The organism is Paenibacillus sp. UNC496MF (assembly GCF_900113915.1).
Taxonomy (GTDB): Bacteria; Bacillota; Bacilli; order Paenibacillales; family Paenibacillaceae; genus Paenibacillus_Z; species Paenibacillus_Z artemisiicola.
Window position 1 is genome coordinate 472,245 of sequence record NZ_FORE01000006.1, and the last position, 26,108, is coordinate 498,352.

The following is a 26,108-nucleotide window of genomic DNA, read 5'->3' on the forward strand; positions in this document are numbered from 1 at the left end:
AAAAACAAGGCGGCGCTTCGCGCTCCGGACGGCTCGGCAGCTGCGCTCCCGTACCGTCAATGCCGACTAGCGGCTCCCGCGGGCTTCGCGCCAAAGCCGCTCTCGTTCGGGATGGCGGCGCTTGTGCTTCGGCCCTCGCCCGGCGCCTGCGGCACCGCTTGGCGCGCTGCGCGCTTTGGGTCGCGACTCCTCGCCGCTCTTGGTGGCCGCGCTTCGCGCTCATCGCGGCTCGGCAGCCGCGCTCCAGGGCCGTCAATGCCGACGAGCGCTCCCGTGGTGCTTCGCACCAAAGCCGCTCTCGTTCGGCATGACGGCGCTTGCGCTTGACTCTCGCCCGGAGGCGCTTGCGGCGCCGCTTGGCGCGCTGCGCGCTTCGGGTCGCGGCTGCACGCCGCGCAAACAAAAACGCCCTCTCCGTCACGACGAAGAGAACGTTTGAAGCAGCCGGTACAGCGTATCGACCGACCGCATGGCGTATTCGGCTTGCTCGGGCTCGCCGTCTCGAACCAGCACGAGCGCCGGCACGCTGGCGATCCGCCAAGCGTCGCGCAGCTCGGGCGCGTAATTGATGTTGATCTTGGCGATCGGCACGTCGGCGCCGGCCGCCTGGGCGATTTCGAGCATGCGCAGCCCGATCTTGCACGTGCCGCACAGCGGGGTGAAGAAGAACACCGCCTCGCGCGGCGCTTTCTCCCGCGCCAGCCATTCCCGTTCCGTCTGTTCCTCGATGGCCATGGATGCCGCCGCCTTTCCGTCGGACTTGCCGCCTCCGCGAGCGGGGCGCCGCGGCCGCCCGCCCGACGTCGCGAGCCGGACGGCCGTTAGGACCATTATAGGGCTTCGCGAAGCGTTTGCGAAGGCGCGGGGATCGAAAGACCGGCTCCGCGGGTCTACGAGCCGCCCAAAACGGGCATCCTCGTACCATCCGAAAGGAGTGCTTCCGATGTCCAAATCCTTCGCCTCGCTCCTCCTGGTCCCGCTTCTGCTTCTCGGCCTGGCCGGCCGGCCCGCCCACGCCGAAGCCCGTCACGCCCGCGCCGATGCCGCCGAAGTCGTGCTGCACCGATATGTCGATTACATCAACCAGAAGAACTGGCCCGCCTTCGCCGGATTGTGGTCCGCCGGCCTGCAGCCGATGTGGAGCAGCTTCTTCGGCAGCGGGGACAATCGCAATAACCATGTCGGCGTGCTGGGCATCAAACGCGCCAAGCTGGTCGGCTATCACGAAGTGCCCAAGGCATTCGGCCTGAATTTCGTCGGAAACGGCACGGGCCGATGCTTGGAAACCCCCGGCGCGGAAAGCAGGTTCTTCTACACCGCCATCCGTTACGACGTATTTAACGAATCGAAATACATGCTCAACGGCATTAACTACGTGTTCCTCGTCCTGGTCAAGGAAAACGGGCACTGGCGCGTCTGCCAATGCTCCGTCGCCCCCGCGGCGCATTTCATCGAGGGCGGCTACGGCTTCGGCACCGCCGACGAGCGTTCCTACGACGAGCGCCGGATGCGCTTCGCGCGTTGACCCCGGCCGGTCCGGATGCGACAAAAAGGGACTTCGCCGCGAAGTCCCTTTTTGCCGTGCCGGCGCTTATTTCCGGCCGTAATCCGCCTTGATCTCGCCCCACTGTTTCGTCTGCCATTTCAGCACTTTGTTGCTGTACGTGTTGGTCTGCAGCCAGCGCAGCGCGCGGTCGACCATGCCCCAGATCTCCGCCGTGGACGCGTCTCGCGGGAGCGTCGTCGAGACCGCCTTCTGCTTCACCCACTTGAGCGCGTTGACGGAATCGCTGTACACGGTCTTGTCGCTGCCCTGCTGCTTCAGATGCGCCAGCGCGTGCACGATGGCGAGGAATTCGCCGAGGTTGTTCGTGCCCTTCTTGACCGGACCGACCGCGAAAATGACCTCGCCCGTCCGCGTGTCCACGCCCTTGTACTCCACCGGGCCGGGATTGCCGCTCGTGCCGACGTCGACGGAGATGCTGTCGTAGTCGATCTCGCCCGGCTCCTCGAACGCGGCGGCCGGCCTCCGGCGGAAGCCGCCGGCCTTGGCCGCGCCTCCGCCGCCCTGGCCCCAATGCTTCTGCCAGCCGCCGCGGTACGCGTCCTCCGCTTCCGAACGGCTTTCGTACGATTTGAATTTCGCGTCGTCGAACTTATTGATCTGCGCCTGGCACTCGCCCCAGCTCGTGTAGACGCCCGGCTTGCGGCCGACCCAGACCACGTAAAATTTTTGCTTCGCCATGAATGCTGCCCTTCCTCCGCTTCTCTTGGGTCCGGCCGGCCCGAATCGCCGGCCGCCCTTTTCCTGCCGCTCCCCGAACCGGGAGCCGGCGGACAAGCTCCCTGACCGTTTCGACGGCCCGGCCGCCAATCCCTCCCTGCCCGCGCGAAAAAACGCGCGCCGCCGCGCCCCGCTCAATGGCTGAACGCCTCTCGGCGGCGTGTTCGCGAAAGGGCTGTACGCCGTCATCTTCACGTTCCTGCTTATCATACTGTTTGACACGACCGGCACGATGCTCGGCGTCGCGGAGCAGGCGAAGCTGCTGCAGGACGGCAAATTCCCGCGCTCGCAGGGCGCGCGGCTGGCGGACGCGGTCGGCACCTCGGCCGGCGCGCTGCTCGGCACGAGCCCGACGTCGGCGTACATCGAGTCGAGCGCGGGCGTCGCGATCGGCGGCCGCACGGGGCTGACGGCGGTCGTCGTCTGCGCGCTGCTCGCGATGACGCTGTTCTTCTCGCCGGTCGTGTCCGTGCTAGCGGGCATTCCCGCCATCACGGCGCCGGCGCTCGTCATCGTCGGTTTCCTCATGCTGGACGTGCTCCGGCGAATCGAATGGAGCGAACCGGAGCACCGATCCATATGCAAGATGCCTCCTCTGCGGCGCGGGCTTCCCGCCCGGCCGTTATACGCTAGACGGCCGCCATACATTATACGGCCACTATACAATCGATATCCTCTATCTCTGCCCGTATCGCGGATGCCGTAATCTCGCGAAACGCCGCGCGCGGAGGCCCGGCGGCCGAATTTTAAGGGGCGTTCGGGTCCCGCGGGCGGCAGAGCTGGTATAATAAGCTGGTATAATAGAGAGCGAAGTTTTAAGATTACATGACGACGTAACCGGGAGTCAACGGATATGGAAATGGATTACATGCTGGATGACGGCGCGTGGCGGCGGCTGCTGGAGGGCGTCGCCGAGCGCTTCGACGAACTGACGGTCATTCGGGGCTTTCAATACGTGAAACAAGGCCGGGTCGAGGAGCTCGCGCTCCGCGACGACGGCGCGCACGTGGACGCGCGCGTGAAGGACAACCGGATGTACGACGTCGCCGTCGATCTGGACGACCTCGCGGCGAGCGAATGCGCCTGCTCCGCGAACCGCGCCTGCGCGCACATGGCCGCCGCGCTGATGCGCTACGCGGAGCTGTGCGGCCGGCCGATCCAGGCGCTCGCCAACGCGCGCAGCGCCTTGAAGAGCGCGTCCGCAGGCGGCAAGCCGGGCGCCGCGCCGGACGGCGGGCGCGGCGCGGTCCGCGCCGGCGTGATCGGGACCGGCGCGGAGGCGCCGTCCCGGCCGGGCGACGGCTTGGGCGCGAACCGCGGCGCCGCCCCGGCGGCCCCCCGTCCCGTCCGGCCGACCTTGACGGAGGCGGAGCTGACCGGGCTTCCCGTGGCCGAGTGGCACGAACGGTTTCAGGCGCGCCGCGGGCCGATGCACCTGCACGTCCGCACGGCGCAGGAGGCCGGCGAGCTGCTCGCCGACCTGCAGGCCATGCGGCCCGAGCTGCCCTTGGCGCTGGAGCAGCTGTTCACGCTCCACGCCCTGCTGTTCGTGCTGGAGCGGATGGTCAAGCCGGCCCAAGCGGACTGGCGCCAATCGGGCCTGTTCATGGGCTACCATACGCAGCTCGCGCTGGACGGGCTGCGCGGCCAGGCGCGAAGCCTGCTCGAGGACAAGCTCGCGCTGGCGGGCGACGGCTCGGCATACTGGGACCGGCTGATGGAGACGGCGGATTTCCTCCGGGAGCGCATGCTGACCGAGGACAAAACGCTCGGCTGCTTCGCGTCGGTCTACGCGTCGCTGTGGCTGCACTGGCTTGGTCCCGGCTCGGCCGGAAGCGCGCCGCTATACGAGGAGGAGCTGCGCAAGCTGCGAGCGGCGGAAGCGGAGCTCGGAACGTCCTTGTCGCGCTTGCCGTGGACGCTCGCGCAATGCCTGCCGCTGGTCTATCTGGCGCGCGATGCGGAAGCGATGGCGCTGCTCGCCCGCGGCGGGAGCGCGCTGATGCCGAAGCCGGAGCATCTCGCGCCGCTGCTCGGCATCCTGGAACGCGGCGGGCAATGGGCCCGGCTGCGGGATTGGCTCGCGGAGACCGGCCCGCTGCTCGTCGGCTTCCGCGGCGAAGACCTGGCGCCCTACGGCGACTATTGGGAGGCGGTCGTGGCGCATCTGCCCGAGGCGGAACCGGCGATGTGGCGCACGCTCAAGGCGATGCTGCCGTTCTCGCGGACCGTCTACGAGGACGCGCTGGCGGCGCACGGCCGGTGGGACCGGTGGATCGACCTGCAGATGTGCATGGGCCAGGATCCGCTGTCGTTCCGCGCGACCGCGCTGAAGCCGGTCGAGAAGGACGCGCCGGAGCTGCTGCTGCCCTTCTACCATCAGGCGGTGGAACGGTACGTGCTGCAGAAGAACCGCGACGGCTACAAGGCCGCGGCGAAGCTGCTGAAGCGGCTTGCCAAGCTGTACGCCCGGCTGAAGCGGGGCGAGCGGTGGGAGCAGTTCATCGCCGCGTTCGCGAGCCGGAACAGCCGGCTGCGGGCGCTGCAGGAAGAACTGCGCAAAGGAGGACTGCTGTCATGAACGCGTACGCCGATACGCTTACGATTCAAGCGAGCCTGACCGAACAGGGCGACGCGCTGATCTTCGGCGCGGACGCGTCCGGCTACGCGCCGGGGCTGCTCGTCAAGCAGCGGCTGTTCGCGCGGCACGAGCCGTCGTTCTACGGCACGGAGCTCGAGATCGAGAAGCTCCGGGACGAGCTGGAGCTCGTCGTGCTGCCGGCGGAGATGGTGCTGCCGTTCTTCGCCGACCCCGAATCGCTGCCGATGCACGTGACCTGGCGGCTCGAAGGCGGCGCCGCGCGGCTCGCCGCGCTCGCGCCGGCGCTTGAGCGCGGCGTCGCGGAGCGCAAATTCGTCCCGAGCTTCGAGGCCTACAAGGCCGGCAAGCTGCGGTGGACGTGGGACGCGGAGGCGCTGGACGCGAAGGCGCGCCGGGCGCTGCGCGCGCTCGCGGACGGCGCCGGCCGGGCGCGCGGCGGCGGCTTGTACGGAGGACCGGACGACGACGGTCGGGACGAGGACGGCGTGCGGGACGAGCACGGCGTATGGGATGGCGATGCCGCGGACGCGGAAGCCCCGGAGTCGGATGCGGCGGACGCCGCCTTCCTCGCCGGCCTCGGCGCCGCCTTCTCCGCGGCGGTGTTCCAGCGCCATTACGGCACGGAGGAAGCCGCCGGCGACCTGCGCCGCGACTTCCCGCTGCTGTTCGCGCGCGACCGCGCCGCGGCGGCCGCGGGCCTCGACGAGCGCGGCTGGCTCGTCGCCGCCGGCTGGAAGGCCGACACGCTGCCGTTCCGGCCGCTCCTGCAGCTGCTGGAGCCGGAGGACGGCGAAGCCGGCGGCTGGCGCCTCGCGCTCCTGCTGCAGGACAAGCTCGAACCGGCGAAGCTCGCGCCGGTCCGGCTGGCCGCGGACGGCGAAGCCTCCGGGACGTGGCCCTCCGGCTGGACGCCGCACGTGCGCGAGCGCTCCGCGGCGTGGCTCGCGCATCTGCGCGCGAGCCTGCCGGCCGACCGGCTGGCCGGCAGCCCCGCGGACGTGCTGAACACCCCGCTGCCCGACGACGACGCGTGGCGGTTCCTGACTGCGGACAGCCAGCGCCTCCTGGCCGCCGGCTGGCAGGTGCTGCTGCCCGCCTGGTGGGAAGAGGCGAGCCGCAAGAAACCGCGCCTGCGCGCGAAAGTCCGCCCCGGCGAAGGCGAAGGCGAAGGCGCACGCGCGGACGGCGGCCGGTCCTTCTTCGGCCTCGACGCGCTGATCGATTTCGACTGGCGCGTCTCCATCGGCGATACGGACCTCAGCGAGGAAGAGTTCCGGGAGCTGGTCGCCCGCGGCGAGCGGCTCGTGCAGTTCCGCGGCCAATGGGTGCCGCTCGATCCCGCCCTGCTCGCGCAGATCCGCAAGGCGATGGCGGGCGTCGATCCGCGGCGGGGGCTGTCCTTCCAGGACGTGCTGCAGCTGCATCTGCGGCGCAACCGCGCTTTCTTCCTGCCGGCGGGCGCGGACAAGGCCGGCGAGCGCGGCGGCGAAGAAGACGGCGAGAACGAAGGCGAGCTGGAGGTGGACGTCGAGCTGAACGCCCGCCTGACGACCGTCATGGCGCAGCTGACGCAGCAGACGGACTGGCCGTCGGTCCCCGTGCCGCCGACGCTGCATGCGGAGCTGCGCAGCTACCAGCAGGCCGGCTTCTCGTGGCTTGCCTTTCTGCGCCGGTTCGCGCTCGGCGCCGTCCTGGCCGACGACATGGGCCTCGGCAAGACGATTCAGTTCATCGCGTACCTGCTGCACGTCGCGGAGGAACCGGCCGCGAACGGAGGACGCCGTCCCGCGCTGCTGATCTGCCCCACCTCGGTGCTCGGCAACTGGCAGAAGGAGGTGCGCCGCTTCGCGCCGTCGCTGCGCATCCTGCTCCATTACGGCAGCAAGCGGCTGAGCGGCGGCGCGTTCTACGAGGAAGCGGCGGAGGCCGATCTCGTGCTGACCTCGTACGCGACGTCGACGCTGGACCAGGAGCTGCTCGGCGGCTATACCTGGTCGGCGATCTGCCTCGACGAGGCGCAGAACATCAAGAACGCCGGCACGAAGCAGGCCATGGCGGTCAAGAGCTTCCCCGCGCGGCACCGCATCGCGCTGACGGGCACGCCGATCGAGAACCGGCTCGCGGAGCTGTGGTCGATTTACGATTTTACCAATCCGGGCTATCTCGGGAGCGCCCGTACCTTCGCCGAGCGCTTCGGCCAGGCGATCGAGCGCGAGCGCGACGAGAAGCGGACGCAGGAGCTGCAGCGGCTCGTGAAGCCGTTCATGCTCCGGCGCAAGAAGAAGGATCCGAACATCATGCTGGACCTGCCGGAGAAGAACGAGATGAAGACGTACATCCACCTCACGGGCGAGCAGAGCGCGCTTTACGAGCAGACGGTCAAGGAGCTGATGGACGAGGTCAAGAAGCTGGAGGGCATTCAGCGCAAAGGCGCGATCCTCTCCGCGCTGACGCGGCTGAAGCAGCTGTGCGACCACCCCGTGCTGCTGACGAAGGAGGCCGTGCCGGTGCCGGAGGACGAGCGCGAGGAAGCCGCCGAATCGGCGATGCTGATCGGCCGCTCCGCCAAGCTCGAACGGCTGCTCGACCTCGTGAAGGAGCTGCGCGAGGAGGGCGAGCGCTGCCTCATCTTCACGCAGTACATCGGGATGGGCGAGATGCTGCAGCGCGTGCTCGGCCGGGAGCTCGGCGAGCCCGTTCTGTACCTGCACGGCGGCTCGTCCAAGACGGCGCGCGACCGGATGATCGAGCAGTTCCAATCCCGGGAGCTGCCGGACGCGGAACAGCCGAACGTGTTCATTCTGTCGATCAAGGCCGGCGGCGTCGGGCTCAACCTGACCGCGGCGAACCACGTGTTCCATTTCGACCGCTGGTGGAACCCCGCCGTGGAGAACCAAGCGACGGACCGCGCCTACCGGATGGGCCAGACGCGCGACGTGCAGGTGCACAAGTTCATCTCGCTCGGCACGCTGGAGGAACGGATCGACGAGATGCTCGAGAGCAAGCAGCAGCTGAGCGACGACGTCATCACGAGCTCGGAGGGCTGGATCACGGAGCTGTCGACGGACGCGCTGCGCGAGCTGTTTACGCTGCGGCGCGACTGGTCGGAGTAACGGAGCAACGCGGCAACGTACGCATAGCGGCATCAGGATGGCCCCGCGCCATCCTTTTTTGCGTTTTTCGCGCAGTACCCCCTCCATTGATTCATGGCCCGCTACGCCGGGTAACATCAAACTACATGGCAGACAAGTCCTCCGTACCCACTTTTCGCCATGCCCATAGGCGATTTGGATCAATCCGCAGCATCGGCCATTACGATCTTCTCAGACGATCTCAAATGCGCTCCGCTTGGCACGACGCACCAGCAGGAACGGTTTGCCCACCCTACCCATTCATTAAGGAGCGTGACGTATTTGAAGACGAAAAAGCTGATTCTTCCCCTGCTCGGATTGACCCTGATGATGCCCGCGCTGGCGAACGCCGACGCGATGCCGAACGAACCGGCGGCGCCGGCGTCCAGCGCGGCGGACATGCCGGCCGCTCCGATGAGCGTGTACACGGTGAAGCTGAAGGTGAACAGTCCGATGCTGAACAATAACGGCCGCATGGTGACGATGGACACGAGCCCGATGTTCTGGAAGGGCATGGTGTACGTGCCGGTGCGCGCGCTCGCCGAAGGCGTCGGCGCGAAGGTCGCGTGGGACGCGATGACCGGAGCGACGGTCGTCTGGGCCGGGCCGGACGTCATGAAATTCCGGGTTGGCCGGGACGCGATGGACATCAACGACGCGAAAGTCTCCATCGGCTCGAAGGTCGTGCTGAACGACGACGGCCGGGTCATGGTGCCGCTGCGCTTCATCGCGGAGCAGCTCGGCTGGGAGCTCGACTACAGCGCGCTCGACTGGTCCTTGACGCTGACGAAAATGGTCAACCCATAATCGCGCCCGCGCCGCAAGGCGCCGCCGCGCATGCGCATAACGATAAGGCCGCCCGGGATCGCCCGGGCGGCCTTTCGTTCGTCGCGCTCCGTTCGGACGCGCGGATTCACGGCCGCGAGACCGCCTGAGCGACGAAGCCGCGCACGGCTTCCGCGAATTCCCGCGGGCGCTCGACATGGCTCATATGGCCGCCCGCCTCGAACGTATAAAGCTGCGAATCCGGCAGCTTCTCATCCATTTCCGCAGCCCAGCGCGGGCCGCAGTTGAAATCATGTTCGCCGACCAGGATGAGCGTCGGTACGCGTATCCCGGTTAAAACCTCTCTCGCGTCCCACGTATGCGGCTTTCGGGGAACGAGGTAAAAATTCAAGTTGTCCCGCCACGTCTTGAAGGCTGCCGGGAGGTTCCGATAATCGCCGAAGAAAGCGGGCAGCAACCGTCCCAACAGGTGGAGGAACGATTCATTGTCTCGCGCCGCGCCCGACCCCATGTCCTTCCACGCCTGCCAAGCGTCTTGAGCCTCGGGACGATCCGGCCAGCGCCGGGCGTAGAGCTCGATTTGCCGAGCCTGCTCCTCCGCGAGCTCCTGTACCATGCAAGGCGCGCTGCTATAGAGAATGAGACCTTCGAGCTCATCGGGGTAATCGAGCGCATATTGAAGTCCGACAAAACCGCCATGCGAATGGCCCAGGAAGTAGGGCTTCCGGGCTCCGACGCGCTTGGCGATCTCATGCGCGTAATAGGCATACCGCGGCATCGTGTATTCTCCGTCCGGCAGCAGCCCGGAATCCCCCGTCCCTGCGGGCTCGATATAGACGACGGTCATGGTTTGTTCGAGCAGCGGCATGCGCATATAATTCCAATCGAAACCGGGACCGCCCGGGTGGACCAGGCAAACCGGCCCTTTGCCGGCGACGCGGAAGCTGTGGATGACGCCGTCGATCGTGATCTTGTGCTGCAGGGGCTCCGACGAAGAGAGAGCGTTCGTCATCAGGTGTTCCTCCGTTCTTGTCATGAAGTGCGGCATAGCCGTTCAAGCGTTCAGAGATTTTTAGAGGCCCGGATAGGTGATATTGTATTTTTTGGATACTTCGATGAGTTTTTGAAGCAGCTCGGGCGTTGGAGGCTCCATGTTCGCTTCCATGCCCTCCTCGTAAGGAACGCCCAATTCCTTGACAAAGGAATCGAAGCCCGCCGGGTAGGCCGTAACCAGGAAACGAGCCTGCTCGGACCTAACCTTGAACGTATGCGGAATGCCGCGGGGGGCGAAGACGTACTCTCCGCTTCGCACCGAAAACGTGTCGTCCCCAAGCGTCATCTCGATCTCGCCGTCCAACACGTAGAACGATTCGTCTTCGCTTCCGTGGACGTGAAGCGGCGGGCCGTCATTCTCGCGAACCGAGCAATGCACCACGCAAAATTCCCCGTTCGTGTCTTCCCCGCTGACCAGGATGGAATTAATGTCGGTCAGGAATAAATACGTATTTTCGTTGTCCGGCTTCCGGCGCATTGCACCTGCTTTTGGATGGTTCATGGTTGCTCGCGTCTCCTCTAAGCTGTCGATTTTTTACCTGCGCAGTATTTAGATCGATCATTCCCATATTTAAAACCCGTTTGCCTCTTTTGTCAACTTACCTAACGCAAACTTCATATTTCATAAAAATTCCCGCCTATAAGGGAAACGATTATCGCTTCGGTACGCTAGTCCCAGGGATGATTGAGGCGAAAGCACAATTTATCTTTTACCGGTTGTTCTCATATGCTAAAATCAGGTCGAAGAGGGTGAACACGATGGCAAGAAGCAAAGAATTCGACGAACACGACGTCCTTCTAAAAGCAATGCGTTTATTCTGGGAACAGGGGTACGAAAAAACCTCGCTTCAAGACCTCGTTACGCATATGGGCATTCATCGCAGAAGCCTCTACGATACGTTCGGCGACAAGCACAGCCTCTTTGTGAAGGCGATGGAACAGTACAAAAAGACGGTCGCAACCGTGAAAGCAGAAGCGAGACGCGGGCGTACGGCGCAAGAAGCCATTCGCTACATCATCGACTATCTGATCGAAGCGAACGACGAGCGGCCGCTAGGCTGCTTAATCGTCAATTCGGCCACCGAGCTGGCTCTGAGGGATCCGGAAGTTGGCGAAATAACCAACCAAAGTTTTAACGTCGAAGAACAATACCTGACCGACATCATTCGGACAGGCCAGCAGACGGGGGAGATTCCGGCGGATAAGGATGCCAGCCTGCTTGCGGCCAGTCTGCAGGCGACGATAATCGGCTTGCGCGTATTAACCCGAGCGTCCACGGACAAGAAGAAGCTGCATCGAATAGCGGATGCAGCCATCGCGATGCTTGACGCGCCATGAGCGCCGCATGCGGTTGACAGCCGCCGGGCTTGAAGCCATGCGCAAGCGAAAAAGCCGCCCGGGTTGCCCGAGCGGCTTTCGTTCGTCATGCGGCTGTCTTGGAGACCCGAAATGGTTTATTTTGCGTCATCCGCATCGCTTCCCCTTCGGGGCGCCTTCAGGCGGACGGTTTATCCATGCATCAGCTTGCGTTCGAAATCGTTCAGCCCCATCCCGCCCGAGATGAACAGCCGCTTGAGCAGGTACGGGTTCTGGCCCGGATCCGTCCAGCCGTCGTCGAACGTGAAGGCGTACGCGTAGCCGCTCTGCTTCACGAGCCGCATCGTCTCTTCGCTGCGCAGCCCGTACGGGTACGCGAGGGCGGTCACCTCGGTGCCGAGCTCGCGCTCGATGGCCGCCTTGGAGCCGGCGATTTCGTCGCGCTGCACGCTCGCCGTATGCAGCGGCAGGAACGGATGCGTGCGCGTGTGCGCCATGATGTCCCAGCCCGCGCCCCGCAGCGCCTTGACCTCGTCCCAGCTTAAATAACCGGCGCCGCCGACCCAGTTCGTCACGAGAAACTCCGTCGCCCGAAATCCGTATTCCTCGAGCACCGGCAGCGCCTCGGCGTAGTTGTTCTCGTACCCGTCGTCGAACGTGATCAGGACTTCCTTGCCGCTCGGCTTCTCCTTGCCCGACAGGAGCGCCCCGAATTCCTTCAGATCGATGCTATGGTAGCCTTGGCCGCTCAGCCACGCCATCTCCTCGCGGAACCGCTCCGGCGAGACGACGTATTCGTTGCTTCCTCCGTTATCCGCGATCGAATGGTAGCACAGCACCGGAATGCCCGCCCCGGACGCCTCGGCCGACGCGAACGCGACCGTCCGCTTGAACTGCAGCAGCTGAACGGCCGTGACGGCCAGCGAAACGGCCATGAACGCCAGCAAGGCGGTCATCGCCGCGACTTTTCGTTTCTTCATAGCCAACTCCCCCGCTGTCTGTGCCTTTTGCGTCCTTCTATCATACGACAGGCGCCGCGAACGGACTACTGCAACTTCATTCCTGAGCCGGGCGCGGCTTCCGGAGGGGCTGCTGCGACGCGGTAAAGGGGCGAAAGCATGTTCCCTTCGCCGCGGACGACCGTGTATAATGGGGAAGCCCAACCCACGAAAATCCGGCAACCAGAGGAAGTTGTACATGCGAATCCGCGATTGGGATACGAATTTAAAGCTCCGCCTCGGCGGAGAAACCGCGTTTAACGTCATCTTTTGGACGTTCTTTCCGTTCCTGTCCATTTATTTCACGAATGCGTTCGGCAAAGGCTGGACGGGCATGCTGCTCGTGCTCTCCCAGCTGCTGTCGGTTTTGGCCAATCTGATCGGCGGTTACTGCGCCGACCGGTTCGGCCGCAAGCGGATGATGGTGTTCGCCGCGAGCGGACAGGCCTTCGGCTACGCGCTGTTCGCCTGCGCGGCTTCGCCCTGGGCGAATCTGCACGCGCCGGCGTTCGTCGGCTTCACGCTGGCGAGCTGCTTCGGCGCCCTGTACTGGCCGGCGAGCCAGGCGATGGTCGCGGACGTCGTCGACGAGAAGCATCAGTCGAGCGTCTTCGCGATCTTCTATACCGCCTCGAACATGGCCGTGGTCGTCGGTCCGCTGCTCGGGTCGCTTCTGTACAAGGACAACCCGTACGCCGTGCTCGCCGCGGCCGCGGTCATCTGCGCGGCGATCGCGCTCGTCATGCGCGGCCGGCTGAGCGAGACGCGGCCCGCGCACGTGGCGGACCGGCACAAGACCGCGTCCGGCGCGCCTTGGTACGCCGCGGTGACCGCCCAGCTGCGGGATTACCGGGTCATCGCCGCGGACCGCGTGTTTCTGCTGTTCAGCATCGCGGGCGTGCTGCTCGCGCAGACGTTCATGCAGCTCGACCTGCTGTTCCCGGTCTTCCTGAAGGAAACCGTGCCGCTGTCGACGCTCTTCTCGTACCGCGGCTGGGACCTGACGCTGACCGGCCAGCAGCTGTTCGGCCTCATCGTCTCCGAGAACGGCCTGTTCGTCGCCCTCTTCACGGTCATCGTGACGAAGTGGATGACGAAGTATCGCGACCGGATCGTGTTCATCGGCGGCGCGCTCTTCTACGCCTTCGGCATGATCATGTTCTGCAACATGTCGACGTTCTGGGGCTTCACGGCCGCGATCGCGGTGTTCACGCTGGCGGAGCTCATGTCCGCCGGCCCGCAGCAGGCGTTCGTCGCGCGGCTCGCGCCCGAGGAGATGCGGGGACAGTATTTCGCGGCGGCGAGCCTGCGCTTCACGCTCGGCCGCACCATCGCGCCGATGTCCATCCCGCTCACGGGCATGCTCGGCTTCAAGTGGACGTTCGCCGCGCTCGCGCTGCTCGCCGTGCTGTCGGCCGTCATCTACAACGCCATGTTCAACAAGCTCGAAGAAGCGCCCCGCCGGCCCGAAGGAAAACCGCGGCGGGCGAAGCCCAAGCCTCAAATGAAATAGCCTAGCCGCGGACCCTAACGGCCCGGATCGCCTCATCAGGCGGATCCGGGCCGTTGTCGCGTCGCTGGACTTCAAGGGGACAAGCATGTCGGGCGTTCTTGGCGCGGCTCCTTCGTCAAGGACGATCGTAATACGGTTCCGCCTGCTCCGTCTCCGTATAGACCGCGATGAGCACGACCGCCGTATCCTCGCCGATGTTGCGCACGAGATGCGGAATGCAGGCGTTCCAGCTGAAGGAGTCGCCTTCGCCGAACTCGGCCGCGTCTTCCCCCTGTCCGGCGTAGATCCGACCCCGGACGACGAGATGCACTTCCTCGCCTTCATGCGCCCGCGGCTCCTCTCCCGTCGATCCGCCCGGCGGCAGCTCGACGAGCATCATCCGCATGCTCTTCGCGGCGCCCAGGTGCTCCACCTTCAGCCGCTCCGGCCCGCTCGTCGTGACCTTACGGTCCCCCTTGCGGACGATCTGCATGCGTTCCTCCTTCTTCAGCAGCAAATACGCGAGCGGCACGCCCAGCGCGCCGGCGATGTTCTCGAGCGTCGCGATGGACGGGGACGTCTTATTCGTCTCGACCTGGCTCATGAAGCCTTGGGACAGGCCGGTATCTTCGCAAATTTGCGCGATCGTCATGTTCTTGCGCTTCCGGATCGCCCGAATGTTCGTGCCGATGTCCATGCGCGGATCCCCTCCTTGAATATTAGTGATACGTATGTTCCATTTATATTATCAATTTTTAGGTTGACACGCCATCCTGTTCGGCAGTAAATTAGGGATATAAATTTTATTTCGTTATCGCTAATATTTCAGGCACGGAAGGAGCGAATCTTATGAAGACGGCTTTTCATTACGACGTTCATCTGCCGCCGGGCCGCAACGAGGGCCAGCGGTATCCCGTGATTTTCACCCTGCACGGCAAAGGGTCTAACGAACGCAACATGTTCGGCCTCGTCGAGCCCCTGACCGACGATTTCATCGTGATCGGCATCCGCGGAAACCGCCTCCTCGGCAGTGGCTTTCAATACTACGACCTGAAGAGCCTCGGCAACCCGATCCGGGAGCAATTCGACCAAGCGATGGCGGAGCTGACGGCTTTCATCCGGTACGCGACGGAGACGTATCCGGTCGATCCGAAGCGGCGGTACGTGCTCGGCTTTAGCCAAGGCGCCATTCTGGCGATGTCCCTCGCCTTGACGATGGGCGACGAGCTGAAAGGCATCGTCGCGCTGAACGGCTACGTGCCGGGCTTCGTGAAGACGGAGTACCCTTTGCGCAACGTGGCGAACGTGTCCGCGTTCATTTCGCACGGCGAGTTCGACGGCGTGTTCCCGGTCGCCATCGGCCGCGAGAACGCCGAATATTTCGGCGGATTGACCGATCGCCTGACGTTCAACACGTATCCGGCCGATCATGGCGTCACGCCCGAAAACCAGCGCGATTTCGCGGCATGGCTTCGCGCGGACGCCGAACCGGCCACAAACCATGAAGGAGTTGATGTACGATGATGCCCGCCTATTTCTTCGCGCACGGCGCGCCGTCCCTCGTGCTGGAGCGGCATGCCTATACCGATTTTCTCGGCGATTTCGCGGCCGGTCTGCCGAAGCCGAAGGCGATCGTCCTGTTTTCCGCCCACTGGGAGCACACGACGCAGACGGTCAGCACCGCCGACACGTACGAGACGATCTACGATTTCTCGGGCTTTCCGGACGCGCTGTATCGCATAACCTACCCGGCCAAAGGAGACCGTAAGCTTAGCGAAGACATCCGCGCGTTGTTCGACAAGCACGGCATCCCGAGCCGCTTCGACGGCGAGCGCGGCCTGGATCACGGAGCGTGGGCCGTCCTGAAGCTGCTCTTCCCCGACGCCGGCGGCATCCCGGTCGTGGCGCTGTCCGTGAACCGTCACCTGACCAACGAGGAGCAGTACCGCATCGGCAGCGCGCTGGCGGAGCTCCGGGAGCAGGACGTGCTTATCATCGGCAGCGGCGGCACCGTCCATAACCTGCGGCGGCTGAGCTGGGGCGCCGAGATCGCGGACGATTGGGCGCTGGCGTTCGACGCCTGGCTGCAGGAGAAGCTCGAAGCATGGGACACCGCGGCGCTGTTCGATTACCGCAGCCAGGCGCCCTACGCCCTCGATGCCGTACCGACGAACGAGCACTTTATTCCGCTGCTCATCGCGATGGGCGCCGGCAGCCGGAACCGCAAGGCCACCCTGCTGCACCGCAGCTATCAGCTGGGCAGCTTGAGCTTGAGCTGCTGGCAGTTCGATTAAGGGACGGCCGGGCGCGGAACGCGACGGGGCGAAGAGCTCGACGAGGCGAGAAGCATGACGGGGCGAAGTTAACGCCTCGGCGAAGCGATGCCGGTTGGCTTTAGGCAGCGCGAGACCCGCGGTCCCCATGGGATTGCGGGTCTTTTTGGCGTTGGCGCCCGGCTGCGCGCGGCTGCGGGTCGCGGCGGTTGGCGCGGCATTGGCGAACGCGGTTGCGTCGCTGTTCGCGACATCGAGCCTACCGCAGCGCCTCCCCGGGAGCCAAGGAAGCAACTGTCGGGCCGTATTTTAGCCTTTTTTTCGAATTGGTTTATGGACCTTTTACGGTTGGAGACTACAATTGGAAGGGAGGTGAAGCCGATGTCCATCCGAACGAAATTGTTGCTTTCTTATATCGCCATGATCGCGGTGCCCGTCGTGCTCTTCGGCGCGGTCGTCATGACCGCGGCCGGCCTGTACCTGCGGGACATGGCGCCCGGATCCGGCCATGATGCCGCGCGGCAGCATCGCCCCGCCCTGCCCTTCGAGGCGTTCCGCGACCTGTTCGGCGGGCGAAGCGAGCTCGCGGGCGGGCTGCGGTTCGTCGCCGCGCACGACCCGCGCCTGCTGGACGATCCGGCCTTTCTCGCGGACGCGGAAGCGGAGCTGGCGAAGGTCGACGCCGGGCTGCTCGTGCTGCGCGGCGAGCGGACGGCGTACGCGTCGCCCGGCCTGGACGCGGACGCGATCACGCGGCAGCTGCAGGCTGGCGGCGCCGAGGCGGCGAACGCCTGGCCGCCGCGCAAGCCCGGGGGCTACGGCTTGGACCGCATCGCCTACACCGCCGCGGACGGCCAAAGCGGCACCCTCGTCATCGCCTCGGACATGGAGCCGGTCGCCGGCTTCTTCCGCCGCTTCGTCCCGACCGTGCTGCTCGCGCTCGTCGGCGCGCTGGCGCTCACGAACGGCGTCCTGACCTACTTCGTCTCGCGCAGCATCATCCGGCCGCTGCAGGCGCTTCGGACCGCGGCCGGCCACATCCGCGAAGGCGAGCTGGACCGGCCCGTGAACCTGCGGCGGCAGGACGAAATCGGCCAGCTGGGCGCGGCGTTCGAAGAGATGCGCGTCCGCCTGCGGGACTCCATCGGCGACGGGCTGCAGCTGGAGCACAGCCGCAAGGAGCTGCTCGCCTCCATTTCCCATGACCTGAAGACGCCGATCACCGCCATCCAAGGCTGCGTCGACTGCCTGCAAGGCGGGGTCGCGGACACGGAGGAGAAACGGCGGAAGTACGTCGCGATGATCGCGGGCAAGGCCTCCGACATGAACCGGATGATCGAGGAACTGTCGCTCTATTCCACGCTGGACGTCGGCCGGCTGCCGTTTCGGTTCGAGCGGCTGGAGCTCGGCGAGTACGTCCGGCGGACGGTCGAGGAGCTGCGGCTCGACCCTCGCCTCGCCGGCGTCCGGCTGGAGCTGGATCTGCCGCAGCTTGACCCCGCCCCCGCCGATCCAAGGCCGCTCTGCGTGCAGGCCGACCGGGAGAAGCTGCGCCGGGCGATCCTGAACGTCGTCGAAAACAGTCTGAAGCATATGGAGCGCGAGCCCCGCATTCTGCGTTTCGCGCTGGAACGCCTGGCGCCCGGCGCCCCGGACGAGGCCGTCGCCATCCGGATCGCGGATAACGGCACCGGCATCCCGGAGGACGCGCTGCCGCATGTCTTCGACCGCTTCTTCCGCGCGGAGCCGTCCCGGCGGACGGAATCGGGGAGCAGCGGCCTCGGCCTCGCCATCGTGAAAGGCATCGTGGAGGAGCACGGCGGCCGGGTGCGCGCCTTCAGCCGTCCCGGCGAGGGTACGTCCATCGTCATCGCGCTGCCGGCCGACCGAAGTTCCCGGAGTACGGAATCGCCGGGAAAACAACCCACAGGAGGAGGAACGCCGACATGAAACGGATTTTGATCATCGAAGACGATCCCGTCATCGCCGAGGTGCAGCACGACTACCTGGAGGCAAGCGGCTTCAAGGCCGACGTGGCGGACCGCGGCGAGACCGGGCTGGAGCTGGCGCTGCGCGACCGGTACGATTTGATTTTGCTCGATCTGATGCTGCCCGGGCTGGACGGCTACGAGATTTGCCGCCGGGTCCGCGAGGCGAGCAACGTGCCGATTCTCATCGTGTCCGCGAAGAAGGAGGAAGTGGACAAGATCCGCGGCTTCGGCCTCGGCGCCGACGATTATATCCTGAAACCGTTCGGCCTCGGCGAGCTGGTCGCCCGGGTCAAAGCGCACCTGGCCCGCTACGACCGGCTCGTCGGCAGCGGCGAATGGCGGCGCGACGAGCTGCGGCTGCCGGGCATCCGCATCGACCGCCAAGCCCGCCGGGTGTACGTGAACGAAGCGGAAGTCGCGTTTACGGCCAAGGAGTACGAGCTCCTCCTCTTCCTCGCGTCGAATCCGAACCGGGTGTTCCGGAAGGAAGAGCTGTTCGAGCGCATCTGGGGCATGGACGCCCTGGGCGACTATGCCACCGTTACGGTCCATATCGGCAAGCTGCGGGACAAGATCGAACGCGATCCGTCCAAGCCGGCTTACATAGAGACGGTCTGGGGCGTCGGCTACCGTTTCAACCTGTAACCATCACATCCGAACGGGAGGGCTGCTACCCATGTCCAAACTCACGCTGACGCAGCGGCGCGTCCTGCTGCTGCTCCACCTTGTTTTCGCATCCATCATGCTGGGCGGCCAGGCGACCTTCATCATTCTCGCGCTGACGGCCTCGGCGACGGACAGCGCGGACACGCTGCGCACGTGCTACGCGGTCATGCGCCTGCTCGCCGACTCGAGCGTACGCGCCTCGACGATCGGCACGACCGTGACCGGCATTCTGCTGTCGGTGCTCACCTCGTGGGGCCTCTTCCGCTACTATTGGCTGATCGCCAAAGAAATCCTGACGCTCGTCACGATCGGCATCGGCTTCGTCGGCCTCTATGAATGGACGCTGCGCGGCGTCCGCCTGTCCGAAGCGCCGGTCGCGAACGCCTGGGCGGAGCCCGGCTTCACCGTCAACCATGCGTGGCTGTGGATCGGGATCCTGCTGCAAACGATCTCCCTGCTCCTCATGTTCATCCTCTCCGTGTGGAAGCCGGGCGGTAGAACCAAGATGTCAGCGAGAGGAAAAGCGGTTACGGGGCGCTAGCCGCCTCGCGCGCCGACAGGGCTGCCCCGTGTACGTTGTTCCGTTTTCGCGGACTGCCTTTTGCCGCTGCTTGTCCGACTCAGCATGCCAATCCGCCCCACCGGACGCACGCCCTCGCGCTTCGCCGAACGTACGGCAGACCGCAACCTATCTGCGCGGCAAGGCGTCTTGGAGTAAAAAGGGGGCTGAAGCATGCGAAACGCGATCCTGCCGGCAGCGATGCTCTGTCTGTGTCTGGCGCTGATGACGGGTTGTAAACCCGCCTGGACCGGCAAGCCCGAAACGGTTCTGACCATCGCCCAGATCGAGGAGGCTTTCGCCGCCCAGGGCATTCCGCTGCAGCCGGAGACTTCCGGCGAAGCAAGGACCGCCAGCGTCCTGTCGATGCCATTGAACGGCGTCGCTCCCGTCCTGTTCGTCATCCATGACGGTCAGCGCATCGCCGTCTATCTCTACGCGTCCGCGAAGGGCGTTACGCGAGCGGAAGAAGATTTTGCGGAGAAAACCGCGGCGGCGGACGTGATTGCCCACGGCAGGTACGCGGCGGCGAACGCGCTGGTCGCGTACGATTATGCGAGCTCACGGAGCGCGATGGGCGAGGATATCCGCGTCGCGCAAGCGGTGCAGGCTTTGGCGAAGCGTTTATGAGGTAAATCATGAAGCCGACCACCAAAAAGCCGACGCCGCGTCCATCTCTTCTTTCGGCCGACGCGAAGAGCCCCGGGCATCATCGGATGCCCGGGGCTCGCGTAGAAATCTGTCCTTACCCTACTCCCACGGATACTTCGTCAGCAAATAATCCGCGAACTTCTTGCTCTCTTCCCGCCGGTGCTTCCGCAGCTGGGTGCGGTACTCCGCCGTCTCGAACAGCTTCTTCTCCTCGTCCGTCTCCGGGATGACGCCCGGCACGGGGATGGGCCGGTTATCGTCGTCCAAGGCGACGAAGGTGAGGAACGCCGTGGCCGCGATCGTCCGGTCGCCGGTGCGCATGTCCTCGCGGATCACTTTGACGAACACCTCCATGGAGCTGGTGCCCGTGTGCGTGATGAACGACTCCAGCGACACGGAATCGCTCGGCCGGATCGGCTGCAGGAAGTCGACGGAGTCCGTGGACGCCGTCACGGCCGTGGCCCGGCACAGCTTGGAGACGGAGATCGACGCGATGTCGTCGATGTAGGCCATCAGCTTGCCGCCGAACAGCGTATTGTGGTTGTTGACGTCGGTCGGAAACACGCGGGACACCTTGAAGCAGCGCGTCTCGCGGATGAATTTCGGTTGCATGCGTTCACTCCGCTCTCTTCGAAGATCCTGTTACACCGGATGATTTCGAGACCGGCAGCAATTCTCCTGTTTTATCGCGGATCAGCTCGGATACGGTCACGAGCCTGAAGCCTCTGCGCTCCAGCTCCGGCAGGATCACCTGCAGCGCCTTGACCGTATGTATGGAGCCCCCCGACACATAGTCGTGCAGCAGCACGATGTCGCCGTTGCGCGCGTTCTTCAGCACCTTGTTCGCGATATGCCGCACCCCGGGGCTGCGCCAATCCTCGGTATCCTGGTGCCAGGACCAGAGCACGGTCGTATACCCGAGCTTCCGCGCGATGTCGATCGACTTGTCGTTATAATACCCGCCGGGCGGACGGAACAGGAACGGCTTCTTGCCGGTCAGCTGCCGGAGCGAACGGTCGGTGCGCGCGATTTCCCGCTGGATCGTCTCGGACCCGACTCCTTTGGTGAAGAACACATGATTGAACGTATGATTGGCCACTTCGTGCCCCTCCGCGATTTCCCGCTTGACGATATCCGGGTATTTCTCCACCCGGTAGCCGATGACGAAGAAGGTCGCTTTGGCGTGGTACTGCTTGAGCAGATCGAGAATCTGGTTCGTCGTCCGCGGTTCGGGACCGTCGTCGAACGTCAGGGCGAGCTCCTTGCGCTCGAGCGGCAGCTCCCAGATGATGTCTCCCCTGCTTTCGTAAAAATACCGGTCTTTCCGGGGAATGCCGAAGCCGCACAGCACGGTCAAACAAAGCGCGACGGCCAGCAATCGTAACCCCACATGGCGCATACTGCTACCCCCTTGCCCAGTCGGAGAACCCGACTGCAATCAACGTTTACTATGGCACGGAAACCGGTATTTTATGCCGTGCGCGGCAAAGTCGCGGCCCGCCGAAGTTCGAAACTTCCCTTCGAAACTTCCCTTCGTCCCGCGGACGCGAAAAAAAGAGAACGCCCGCGGGCGTTCCCCGATCCTAAACCCTATAAGCGCTTCACGCCATGATACGCGCCGTCAATCGAACCGCGATAACCCGCGCTGCTTACGACGCCGATTGCGTCCGCGGCTTCGAGGAGTCGAAATGCTCCATGTCGATGCCGCTCCAGATGTTGCCCGCGTCGAAATCCTCCGGATGGTCGAACACGAGGAAGGCGGACGGCAGGTAGCGCATGCCGTATTGGCTCGACGGCTTGTTGACGACCGCGTCGTCCTTCACGAGCACCGTCGAGGAGCCGCCGTCCAGATTCGCGGCCGTGACCGCGCCCCGCGCCAGCAGCAGCTTCTGGATGTCGTAGAGCGTCGCGCCGACGGAATATCCCGGCTGGCGGCCGTCGATGACGACGAACAGGATCGTGCCGTCCTTCTGCTGCGCCATGACCGTCCGGGGCGCGATGCCCCAGCCGTCGGCCTCGTTCTTGATCAAGCCTTTGCCGTTGACGATGAACTTCGGCTGGAACGTGACGGCGTCCCGGACGCCCATCGCGAGCAGCTGCGAAGGCTTGTAGCGGCCGGCCACCATCAAGCCGTCGCGGTCGATGCCGACGACGTTGACCGAAGCCTGCATGCCGTCGCCCTTGTAGAGCACCTTGCCGCCGGACATGACGATGCCGGCCGGCTTGAAGCCGTTGCCGTCCCAGTTCGGGTCGTCGAACGCCCCGCCGTTGACGCCCGCGATCGCGCCCGTGCGCTTCACCATGCTGAGCACCGTTTCGCCGGAGCCGACGATGCTCGTCGTGGCGACGCGGATCATTTTCGGATCGTGCACGTACATGATGTACCCCTTGTACTTCGCGGTCGAGATCCGCTCCAGCTGCACGTCGCTGTCGGGATGCGCGGCCAGGGCGACGTTATGCTCGTCCTTGATCCGGCCCATCTCGTCGAACTTCTTGGCGTACTCCGCCACCCGGCGGTCGAGCTCGCTCTGGCCGATCAGGTACTTGGCCAGGTACCGGTGCTGGCTCGTGATGAGCGTGTCCGCCATCATGTAGCGGATGTCCGAGCCCGAAGGCGTCAGGTAAAACCAGCCCGCCCCGCCGAGCATCGCGACCAGAAGGCCGGCGAACAAGAGCGACAACCGTTTTCGCCACCGCTTGGGCCTGCCTAATTTCTTATACCGTTTGCTTTTATAATGAGGCTCGAACGGAGCCTGCGTTTGCGTGTCCATACGATTCTCCTTTGCTAGCGCGTAGTTGGCGATAATGCCGCGTCAAAACAAAACGGACGTCCGCCGTCCGCTGTTTTCCCCACTATACGCCCGCTAGCTTAAGAGAAGCTGAAAATCCGCCGTGCAAATGATGGAAGCCCGCGGCCGCGCCGCGCCTCGGGCCGCGAGGCGCGCGGAACGGCCGCGGCCGCGCGGCCCGAATCCGCCGCGGCTACTGCAGGTCGACCTGCAGCACCTGCGGCAGCCGCTGGATGAGGCGCAGCAGCCGTTCCGCGTCTTCGGCGCCGGCCACCTTGACGGCGATGTCCAAGCGCAGCTCCGGCGCCTCGCCCTCCCGCCGCTTCTCGGCATGGAACTGCTGCACGGCGATGCCGGCCGACTTCAGCGCGTCCTGCAGCGCCTCCACCGCGCCGTCCTCGTCGGCCAGCCGCACGGACAGCTGCTCGTTCTTCGGCGCCGCGATCCAGCCGAAGCCGCTGTGCAGCAGCTTCTGCGCGGCCAAGAGGAGCACGGTCACGCCGATGCCGAGCACGTAGAGGCCCGCGCCGACCGCCATGCCGATGCCGGCCGTGGCCCAGATGCCCGCGGCGGTCGTCAGCCCTTTGACCGTCTGCCGCTGCGTGAAGATCATCCCCGCGCCGAGGAAGCCGACGCCGCTGACGACCTGCGCCGCGATCCGCGACGGATCGAGCCCGACGCCGTCGTCGCCCAGCATGTCCGCGAACGCGTATTTGGAGAGCACCATCATGAGCGCGGAGCCGACCGCCACGACGAAATGCGTGCGGATGCCCGCTTCCTTCATCCGGTTCTTCCGCTCGTAGCCGATCAGCAGCCCGCACGCGCCAGCGACGACGATGCGAAGCAGCATGTCGTACTCCACGGTCCCCGCCTCCTTTCGTCCTCTAGATGTACGCCAATTCGGCGCGATCCAATCATCCCCTTATTATGGCAGTCCCTTCGCGGACTTGCCAGTCCCGGGCGGCTCGGAATTCCCGATCAAGCACCTCATGGACGGACAAAGAAAAAGAAGGCCGGACGGCCTTCTCCCGCTGCTGCGTCTTCATCGCCGCGTCCGATCGGCCGCGGACGCCCGCGAAGGATGCGGCCTCTCGGCCTCGCTTCCGCGTCCGGCCGCTCAGTGCGGCTCCGCGGCGTACGGCGTGCCGCACGGCCCGCCGCCCTCGCCGCGGGCGACCGTGACGACGCGCCCGTCCGCCGCGTGCAGGTCGTCGTGAATGTGATGCCCGAGCCGCAGCGTCGACGCGCCGACGTAATGGCAGATGAACGACCGGCGGAACCGGTCCGCCGAGCGGTTCGGATACGAGCCGTGAATCGTGCTGCCGTTGAAGAACAGCACGTCCCCCGCCCGCATGTCGGCCGGCACGACGACCGCCCCTTCGGGCAGGTCGACTTCGTCGGGGAAGTACGACAGCGTCGGATCCGCCTCGTGCGGGCACTGGATGGCCTCGCGCTGCGTCTTCGGCACGAGCACGAGGCCGCCGTTCTCCTGATCGGCGTCGTCGATCGCCGTCCAGGCGGCGATGCACGTCCCCGGCTCCGCCTGCAAATAATAATTGTCCTGGTGCAGCGCCTGCCCCCGCGCCCCCGGCGGCTTGAAGTAAAACATGCTCTGCGCCGCCAGCGGTTCCTCGCCGAACAGCTCCGCGAGCGCGGCCATGACCCGCGGGTCCAGCATGCACGCCCGCGCCGTCGCCAAGATCCGGTGCGGATACAGAATGCGCGGATACATCAGCAGCGGCTCCCCGCCCGCCGCTTCGAACGTCTTCGGCTCGAAATACCCCGGGATGCCGCCTTGCTTCACGACCTGCGCGAAGCACGCGCGAATCTCCTCCGCCTGCGCCGCCCCGAACAGCCCCCTTGCGATCACATAGCCCTCTTCTTCGAACTGCCTCCGCTGCGCTTCCGTCAAGATCGTCCCGATCGCCATCGCTCACCGCTCCCGTTTTGTGATACGTTTATTGTAAGCGGCATCGGGCGCGCCCGGAAATGAAGGCGCCGGCTGTCGTGTTGCACAAAACGGCTGCGCGGGAACGCGCGGCCCGGGGAGGCCCGCCGGTGCCGAACAAATATCTGTACGAATACGAGCAGGAAACTTCGCCGACGTCCGGCGTGCTCATGGCGGACCATTTCCGCCGGTCCTACGGCTTCTACGGCCATCGGCCGCGGGGCACGGTCGATTGGCTGCTGATCTACACGGTCGCCGGAAGCGGCGCCTTCCGCGTCGACGACGCGGTGCTGACCGCCGGGCCCGGCGACGCCGTGCTGCTGCCGCCCGGCGTGCCGCATCATTACGCGGCGGGCGAGGACGGCGGCTGGGAGCTGCTGTGGACGCATTTCCTCCCGCTCCCGGAATGGCGCCCGTACCTCCGGCTGCCCCGGACGGAGAAAGGGCTGCACGCGGTCGCCGTCGCGGACGGACCGGGCCGGCCGCGCCTCGAGGACGCGTTCCGCCGCCTGATCGCCGACGCCCGCCGCCGCAGCCGCTCGGGGCAGGCGCTGGCCCTGCTGGCGCTGGCGGAGATCCTCATCCTGCTGCACGAGAACGCCGAGCGGGAATGGCGCCGCGACGACGCGCCGGTCGGCCAGGACGAACGCATCGCGGAGGCGCTCCTCTACATCGCGGACCATGCGCACGAGCCGCTGGCGCCCGCGCTGCTCGCCCGCCGCGCCGGGCTGTCGGAATCGCGGTTCCGGCATCTCTTCAAGGCCGAGACCGGGAAGTCCGCCGCGGCCTGGGTGACGGAGACGCGGCTGCATCAGGCGGCCAAGCTGCTGGAGCTGACGAGCCGCCCCGTCGGCGAGATCGCGGCCTATGTCGGCTTCCAGTCGGCCTATTATTTCACGCGCCGGTTCACGGCCGCCTTCGGCGCGAGCCCGACGGCCTTCCGGCGCCTCGCCGCGGAGCGGCGCGACGCGGCCGCGCGGGAGCCGGAATAACGGCCGGCCGCGCGGGTTCGCGCGCGGACGCGCCCATGCGTTGCCCTAATACGAGAAAGAAGGCGCGCCGCCATGGACTGCCTCGGCTGCCGCATCGCGAACGGCCTGGAGCCGGACGCGAACGTCGTCTACGAGAACGAGACGCTTGCCTGCGTGCTCGATATCGCCCCGTTCAACGAAGGCCATCTGCTCCTTCTGCCCAAGCGCCATGTTCTCGACGTCGAGGAGATGGATTCCGCCGCCGCTTATGCGATCATGGACGCCGCGCGGCTGCTGTCCGCGCTGCTCAAGCGGACGTTCCGCCCGCACGGCATCGCGATGTGCCAGAACGGCGGCCGGTTCAACGACCTCGGCCACTACCACCTGCACCTCATTCCCCGTTTCGAGGGGGACGGGGTCTCTTGGAGCGAGCCGCTCCGTCCGCACGGCGCCGAAGAACGGCTCGCGGCCACGAAAGCGAAGCTCGTCGCGGCGCTCGATGGACATGAAGGGCAGCTGCCCGATACGCACGCGCGGCTCCGCTAACCGGGCGGCTCCCGGGCGGCATTTGCCCGTCCGGCATTCGCCGTTCCGGGC

General features: G+C 65.5%; 26 protein-coding genes. 15 read left to right on the plus strand and 11 right to left on the minus strand.

The window, feature by feature from the left end; genetic code table 11:
- Nucleotides 1-417 precede the first annotated feature (417 nt).
- Nucleotides 418-735, minus strand: a complete 318-nt coding sequence (locus BMZ79_RS10695) for a thioredoxin family protein (RefSeq protein WP_090640184.1) — start codon at nt 733-735, stop codon at nt 418-420.
- Between the two features lie 208 nt (nt 736-943).
- On the opposite strand from BMZ79_RS10695, the gene BMZ79_RS10700 reads away from it, so the two are divergent.
- The gene (locus BMZ79_RS10700) at nt 944-1,525 is read left to right on the plus strand and encodes a hypothetical protein (protein ID WP_090639572.1); all 582 of its coding nucleotides are present in this window, start codon (nt 944-946) and stop codon (nt 1,523-1,525) included.
- A 66-nt stretch (nt 1,526-1,591) separates the two neighbouring features.
- Here BMZ79_RS10700 and rnhA read toward each other — a convergent pair whose 3' ends face one another.
- Nucleotides 1,592-2,245 carry a ribonuclease H gene (gene rnhA, locus BMZ79_RS10705; protein WP_090639575.1) on the minus strand — a complete coding sequence of 218 codons (654 nt, stop codon included), beginning with the start codon at nt 2,243-2,245 and terminating at the stop codon, nt 1,592-1,594.
- Nucleotides 2,246-2,444: 199 nt separating this feature from the next.
- Here rnhA and BMZ79_RS10710 point away from each other — a divergent pair, with 199 nt between their 5' ends.
- From BMZ79_RS10710 to BMZ79_RS10725, 4 genes are all read left to right on the plus strand, one after another.
- Nucleotides 2,445-2,990 carry a solute carrier family 23 protein gene (locus BMZ79_RS10710; protein ID WP_371263665.1) on the plus strand — a complete coding sequence of 182 codons (546 nt, stop codon included), beginning with the start codon at nt 2,445-2,447 and terminating at the stop codon, nt 2,988-2,990.
- A 147-nt stretch (nt 2,991-3,137) separates the two neighbouring features.
- Nucleotides 3,138-4,865 (plus strand): hypothetical protein, encoded by a 1,728-nt coding sequence (locus BMZ79_RS10715; RefSeq protein ID WP_090639577.1) that lies wholly within the window; start codon nt 3,138-3,140, stop codon nt 4,863-4,865.
- Nucleotides 4,862-7,999: a DEAD/DEAH box helicase gene (locus BMZ79_RS10720; RefSeq protein ID WP_090639579.1), complete on the plus strand. Its 3,138-nt coding sequence runs from the start codon at nt 4,862-4,864 to the stop codon at nt 7,997-7,999. The genes BMZ79_RS10715 and BMZ79_RS10720 overlap by 4 nt, the downstream gene beginning before the upstream one ends.
- 300 nt (nt 8,000-8,299) lie before the next feature.
- On the plus strand, nt 8,300-8,824 hold the full coding sequence (locus BMZ79_RS10725) for a stalk domain-containing protein (protein WP_177222095.1): 525 nt from the start codon (nt 8,300-8,302) through the stop codon (nt 8,822-8,824).
- A 106-nt stretch (nt 8,825-8,930) separates the two neighbouring features.
- On the opposite strand, the gene BMZ79_RS10730 is transcribed toward BMZ79_RS10725, so the two are convergent.
- Together BMZ79_RS10730 and BMZ79_RS10735 are read right to left on the minus strand one after the other, a co-directional pair.
- Nucleotides 8,931-9,839: an alpha/beta fold hydrolase gene (locus BMZ79_RS10730; RefSeq protein WP_218154681.1), complete on the minus strand. Its 909-nt coding sequence runs from the start codon at nt 9,837-9,839 to the stop codon at nt 8,931-8,933.
- Nucleotides 9,840-9,875: 36 nt separating this feature from the next.
- The gene (locus tag BMZ79_RS10735) at nt 9,876-10,358 is read right to left on the minus strand and encodes a quercetin 2,3-dioxygenase (RefSeq protein WP_090639585.1); all 483 of its coding nucleotides are present in this window, start codon (nt 10,356-10,358) and stop codon (nt 9,876-9,878) included.
- A 257-nt stretch (nt 10,359-10,615) separates the two neighbouring features.
- Here BMZ79_RS10735 and BMZ79_RS10740 point away from each other — a divergent pair, with 257 nt between their 5' ends.
- Nucleotides 10,616-11,194, plus strand: a complete 579-nt coding sequence (locus tag BMZ79_RS10740; RefSeq protein WP_090640186.1) for a TetR/AcrR family transcriptional regulator — start codon at nt 10,616-10,618, stop codon at nt 11,192-11,194.
- A 170-nt stretch (nt 11,195-11,364) separates the two neighbouring features.
- On the opposite strand, the gene BMZ79_RS10745 is transcribed toward BMZ79_RS10740, so the two are convergent.
- The gene (locus BMZ79_RS10745) at nt 11,365-12,153 is read right to left on the minus strand and encodes a polysaccharide deacetylase family protein (protein WP_177222097.1); all 789 of its coding nucleotides are present in this window, start codon (nt 12,151-12,153) and stop codon (nt 11,365-11,367) included.
- Between the two features lie 217 nt (nt 12,154-12,370).
- Between BMZ79_RS10745 and BMZ79_RS10750 the strand changes: the two genes are divergently transcribed.
- Nucleotides 12,371-13,684 (plus strand): MDR family MFS transporter, encoded by a 1,314-nt coding sequence (locus tag BMZ79_RS10750; RefSeq protein WP_090639587.1) that lies wholly within the window; start codon nt 12,371-12,373, stop codon nt 13,682-13,684.
- A 115-nt stretch (nt 13,685-13,799) separates the two neighbouring features.
- Here the strand turns inward: BMZ79_RS10750 and BMZ79_RS10755 are convergent, their stop codons facing one another.
- Nucleotides 13,800-14,360 carry a helix-turn-helix domain-containing protein gene (locus BMZ79_RS10755; RefSeq protein WP_090639589.1) on the minus strand — a complete coding sequence of 187 codons (561 nt, stop codon included), beginning with the start codon at nt 14,358-14,360 and terminating at the stop codon, nt 13,800-13,802.
- 152 nt (nt 14,361-14,512) lie between these two features.
- Here BMZ79_RS10755 and BMZ79_RS10760 point away from each other — a divergent pair, with 152 nt between their 5' ends.
- The 6 genes from BMZ79_RS10760 to BMZ79_RS10785 all read left to right on the plus strand — a co-directional run bounded on the left by BMZ79_RS10760 (nt 14,513) and on the right by BMZ79_RS10785 (nt 19,782).
- On the plus strand, nt 14,513-15,187 hold the full coding sequence (locus tag BMZ79_RS10760) for an alpha/beta hydrolase (RefSeq protein WP_090639592.1): 675 nt from the start codon (nt 14,513-14,515) through the stop codon (nt 15,185-15,187).
- Nucleotides 15,184-15,957, plus strand: coding sequence for a DODA-type extradiol aromatic ring-opening family dioxygenase (locus BMZ79_RS10765; protein ID WP_090639594.1), 774 nt, complete (start codon nt 15,184-15,186; stop codon nt 15,955-15,957). Before BMZ79_RS10760 ends, BMZ79_RS10765 begins: the two co-directional genes overlap by 4 nt.
- 360 nt (nt 15,958-16,317) lie before the next feature.
- Nucleotides 16,318-17,886: a sensor histidine kinase gene (locus BMZ79_RS10770; protein WP_143088927.1), complete on the plus strand. Its 1,569-nt coding sequence runs from the start codon at nt 16,318-16,320 to the stop codon at nt 17,884-17,886.
- Nucleotides 17,883-18,572 (plus strand): response regulator transcription factor, encoded by a 690-nt coding sequence (locus tag BMZ79_RS10775; RefSeq protein WP_090639597.1) that lies wholly within the window; start codon nt 17,883-17,885, stop codon nt 18,570-18,572. Before BMZ79_RS10770 ends, BMZ79_RS10775 begins: the two co-directional genes overlap by 4 nt.
- 31 nt (nt 18,573-18,603) lie before the next feature.
- Nucleotides 18,604-19,134, plus strand: coding sequence for a hypothetical protein (locus BMZ79_RS10780; protein WP_090639599.1), 531 nt, complete (start codon nt 18,604-18,606; stop codon nt 19,132-19,134).
- A 192-nt stretch (nt 19,135-19,326) separates the two neighbouring features.
- A complete protein-coding gene (locus BMZ79_RS10785) occupies nt 19,327-19,782 on the plus strand; it encodes a hypothetical protein (RefSeq protein ID WP_090639602.1) in 456 nt (151 codons plus the stop codon).
- Between the two features lie 120 nt (nt 19,783-19,902).
- On the opposite strand, the gene BMZ79_RS10790 is transcribed toward BMZ79_RS10785, so the two are convergent.
- The 5 genes from BMZ79_RS10790 to BMZ79_RS10810 form a co-directional block, all read right to left on the minus strand.
- The gene (locus tag BMZ79_RS10790; protein WP_090639604.1) at nt 19,903-20,415 is read right to left on the minus strand and encodes an acyl-CoA thioesterase; all 513 of its coding nucleotides are present in this window, start codon (nt 20,413-20,415) and stop codon (nt 19,903-19,905) included.
- 4 nt (nt 20,416-20,419) lie between these two features.
- On the minus strand, nt 20,420-21,202 hold the full coding sequence (locus tag BMZ79_RS10795) for a polysaccharide deacetylase family protein (RefSeq protein ID WP_090639606.1): 783 nt from the start codon (nt 21,200-21,202) through the stop codon (nt 20,420-20,422).
- 250 nt (nt 21,203-21,452) lie between these two features.
- Nucleotides 21,453-22,574 carry a phosphodiester glycosidase family protein gene (locus tag BMZ79_RS10800; protein ID WP_090639608.1) on the minus strand — a complete coding sequence of 374 codons (1,122 nt, stop codon included), beginning with the start codon at nt 22,572-22,574 and terminating at the stop codon, nt 21,453-21,455.
- Nucleotides 22,575-22,785: 211 nt separating this feature from the next.
- Nucleotides 22,786-23,442 (minus strand): MgtC/SapB family protein, encoded by a 657-nt coding sequence (locus BMZ79_RS10805; protein ID WP_090640193.1) that lies wholly within the window; start codon nt 23,440-23,442, stop codon nt 22,786-22,788.
- 267 nt (nt 23,443-23,709) lie between these two features.
- Complete coding sequence (locus BMZ79_RS10810; protein ID WP_090639610.1) at nt 23,710-24,522, minus strand: phytanoyl-CoA dioxygenase family protein; 813 nt, start codon at nt 24,520-24,522, stop codon at nt 23,710-23,712.
- Between the two features lie 128 nt (nt 24,523-24,650).
- On the opposite strand from BMZ79_RS10810, the gene BMZ79_RS10815 reads away from it, so the two are divergent.
- Both BMZ79_RS10815 and BMZ79_RS10820 read left to right on the plus strand, forming a co-directional pair.
- The gene (locus tag BMZ79_RS10815; protein ID WP_177222098.1) at nt 24,651-25,532 is read left to right on the plus strand and encodes a helix-turn-helix domain-containing protein; all 882 of its coding nucleotides are present in this window, start codon (nt 24,651-24,653) and stop codon (nt 25,530-25,532) included.
- A gap of 72 nt (nt 25,533-25,604) precedes the next feature.
- Complete coding sequence (locus tag BMZ79_RS10820; protein WP_090639615.1) at nt 25,605-26,057, plus strand: HIT family protein; 453 nt, start codon at nt 25,605-25,607, stop codon at nt 26,055-26,057.
- Nucleotides 26,058-26,108: the final 51 nt, after the last annotated feature.